Annotated in this window: 1 protein-coding gene and 10 tRNA genes; 10 read left to right on the top strand and 1 reads right to left on the bottom strand. The window is 39.8% G+C overall.

Annotation, left to right across the window (positions count from 1 at the left end; all coding sequences use genetic code 11):
- The first annotated feature begins 15 nt into the window (after window positions 1-15).
- The 10 genes from ACSU6B_RS29030 (at window position 16) to ACSU6B_RS28985 (ending at window position 1,246) form a co-directional block, all read left to right on the top strand.
- Window positions 16-88: transfer RNA gene (locus ACSU6B_RS29030), tRNA-Ala, on the top strand.
- Window positions 89-95: 7 nt separating this feature from the next.
- Window positions 96-188 (top strand) — tRNA-Ser (locus tag ACSU6B_RS29025).
- Window positions 189-358: 170 nt separating this feature from the next.
- A tRNA-Met gene (locus ACSU6B_RS29020) sits at window positions 359-432 on the top strand.
- Window positions 433-435: 3 nt separating this feature from the next.
- Window positions 436-512 (top strand) — tRNA-Asp (locus tag ACSU6B_RS29015).
- Window positions 513-712: 200 nt separating this feature from the next.
- Window positions 713-785: transfer RNA gene (locus ACSU6B_RS29010), tRNA-Phe, on the top strand.
- 32 nt (window positions 786-817) lie between these two features.
- Window positions 818-902 (top strand) — tRNA-Tyr (locus tag ACSU6B_RS29005).
- A 9-nt stretch (window positions 903-911) separates the two neighbouring features.
- Window positions 912-985: transfer RNA gene (locus ACSU6B_RS29000), tRNA-Cys, on the top strand.
- 10 nt (window positions 986-995) lie between these two features.
- Window positions 996-1,069, top strand: a tRNA-Gly gene (locus ACSU6B_RS28995).
- Window positions 1,070-1,073: 4 nt separating this feature from the next.
- Window positions 1,074-1,147 (top strand) — tRNA-Ile (locus ACSU6B_RS28990).
- A 24-nt stretch (window positions 1,148-1,171) separates the two neighbouring features.
- Window positions 1,172-1,246, top strand: a tRNA-Asn gene (locus ACSU6B_RS28985).
- 830 nt (window positions 1,247-2,076) lie between these two features.
- Here the strand turns inward: ACSU6B_RS28985 and ACSU6B_RS28980 are convergent.
- On the bottom strand, window positions 2,077-2,316 hold the full coding sequence (locus tag ACSU6B_RS28980; protein ID WP_410889928.1) for a hypothetical protein: 240 nt from the start codon (window positions 2,314-2,316) through the stop codon (window positions 2,077-2,079).
- Window positions 2,317-2,786: the final 470 nt, after the last annotated feature.

Below are 2,786 nucleotides of genomic sequence, written 5' to 3'. Positions count from 1 at the left end.
TACTTATAACTTTATGGGGCCTTAGCTCAGCTGGGAGAGCGCCTGCTTTGCACGCAGGAGGTCAGCGGTTCGATCCCGCTAGGCTCCACTTATTCGGAGGAATACCCAAGTTTGGCTGAAGGGATCGGTCTTGAAAACCGACAGGCGGGTCATACCGCGCGGGGGTTCGAATCCCTCTTCCTCCTCCATATTTTTTATTAAAATAAATAATTTCTATTGTCGCGGGGTGGAGCAACGAGCATTGCTTCATGAATAATCTGCGAGTTGTATCAATCGAGCTGCTGCTTGCATATGCTTTCTGAGATTGATACAGTCCATGGAACATTGAGCATGGAAAAAACTTTATAATTTCTATTGTCGCGGGGTGGAGCAGTCTGGTAGCTCGTCGGGCTCATAACCCGAAGGTCGCAGGTTCAAATCCTGTCCCCGCAATATGGTCCGGTAGTTCAGTTGGTTAGAATGCCTGCCTGTCACGCAGGAGGTCGCGGGTTCGAGTCCCGTCCGGACCGCCATTTTTATCCCAGTAGGTTAACTACTGTTATTATAGATTTTTTTTTTTTTAGAAAAATATATATTCTAGGCTCAGTAGCTCAGTCAGTAGAGCAGATTGCGTACATCACTGAAAAACATCTGCGGCAATCTGCGAGAAAGTACATGAGTTCTTTCGAGCAAAGGACGTGCAGAATTAGGTTTAGGAAATCATCCTAATTACGGCTCAGTAGCTCAGTCGGTAGAGCAAAGGACTGAAAATCCTTGTGTCGGCGGTTCGATTCCGTCCTGAGCCATCGTTAAATTTAGAACACTATTAGTCTTATATGGAGGGGTAGCGAAGTGGCTAAACGCGGCGGACTGTAAATCCGCTCCCTCAGGGTTCGGCGGTTCGAATCCGTCCCCCTCCACCATAGTAGTTAGGCAGCATAGCCAAGTGGTAAGGCAGAGGTCTGCAAAACCTTTATCCCCGGTTCAAATCCGGGTGTTGCCTCCAAATTTTTAATGCGGGTGTAGTTTAGTGGTAAAACCTCAGCCTTCCAAGCTGATGATGAGAGTTCGATTCTCTTCACCCGCTCCAAATTGGGCCTATAGCTCAGCTGGTTAGAGCGCACGCCTGATAAGCGTGAGGTCGATGGTTCGAGTCCATTTAGGCCCACTATACTAATTTATATTTTATTATTCCGCAGTAGCTCAGTGGTAGAGCTATCGGCTGTTAACCGATCGGTCGTAGGTTCGAGTCCTACCTGCGGAGCCATTTTTTTAAACCGAAGGGACGGTTCGCTTGTTCCTTTTTTATAAAAACCACCTTTTAAAAAAGATTTTATTTTTTAAAGGTGGTTTTTCTGCGTCTAATAGAGATAAAATTCCTACAGTTAGGAACTAAATACATAATTACGGATACTTACAACATAATTACAGACACTTACTACATATTTAATAAAATTTACGACATTTGCTGGATAAAAATTAGGAATTCATTTAAGCATAAGATATTTCCTACCTAATTTTGGTGACTTATACCGCCGCAGTAATAGGTATAGGCACGAATCCTGGTTCCTTTTTAAAAGTGTCATGTTGAGGACAGTTTTCGACATTCTTCACAGGCATTTGGAGTACTAAATCTAGTAATGGAGCGGTCTGAGGCTGCTTTTAATCAAACGTTTGGATAGTATCAAAAAGCCGTGATTTTCATAGAATCATGGAGGTTTGGGAGAAACTGATCTGTTTTTGTAGAAAGGTGGGTTATTTCCTGCGGAATGTTCAAACGCATCTCGACAATCTACATGCAAGAGTTGTAAGGGAATTTCTTTTATTTCAGTACTTCCAGCTATCTCAATCAAACGTTTGATTAGTTAGGATACTTGGGAGAAAAGGGGGAAATTTGTCAGTTCATAAAGACCCGAGGACGGTTCTTGGAGGTTGTGGGAACCATCGCTGAGGACATTGAAACTTCCTGAAGCATTATTTCTGCTGCTTAGCTATGAAAAGGTGCTTTCTTAATTCAGGTGCCAGTCGCCGAGCGATAAAGATATAAAAACCATGCTGCTTTTTACCAGCATGGTTTTTATACTATGGTTGGGAGTATTATTCCTCGAACGCTTCCATCAATTCCCGTAAATCTTTGATGGCTAGTTTTACACTCTCTTTTTTATTTTCATGCACTCCAGTTCCTAATAATTCATCGTGTTGAGGGAAGGAATTATTCGCTAAGCTTTTGTAGCCCTCTGGAACTGTGAATATTTCTACAGTGAGCGTAAATCCCAGGCTTATATAGATTTTTATAATTTCTAGTTCTTCATTTTTAACTTTTGTTACAATTCTCATATGATAATCATCTCCAGATAGAAAGCAATCAGATTCATAGATTTAGATTTTATATATTTATATTTACTTAAACTAGTATACGCTTAAATCCTACCCTATTTCCAGTGCCTATTAGGCCATGATATTTGTTGAAGACTGAAAGTGGCCAGGGTTTTGGTTGTTTATTTAAAAAGATAAGATATTGTTATCTTAAGAAATAGTTTTAAGGAAGTGAATTTTCCTTAAAAGAGAAAAACTTTCTGTTGCATTTGTAAATTGGAGATGTTATGATAGCTAAGTTGCTTTTAACGGCGGTTTTAATAGTTAAAAGTGAAAACAAAAAAGTTATATTATTATATTGACATACTAATTGAGATTTGATATAATGATAAATGTCGCTTCTGACATGATAGATTGTTCTTTGAAAACTAAACAAACAAAAACGTTCAAACAAACAAAAAATATCGTGTTTCTTCTATTATAATATGGAA

The sequence above is a fragment of the Neobacillus sp. C211 genome, assembly GCF_051842875.1.
Lineage (GTDB): Bacteria > Bacillota > Bacilli > Bacillales > Cytobacillaceae > Neobacillus.
Note: the sequence above shows the minus strand (reverse complement) of the source record. Positions and strands in the feature narration are given on the sequence as shown.

Bases quoted from the DNA above. Each gene is read 5' to 3' on its own strand.
- ACSU6B_RS28980 (WP_410889928.1), bottom strand. From the start codon at position 2,316: ATGAGAATTGTAACAAAAGTTAAAAATGAAGAACTAGAAATTATAAAA.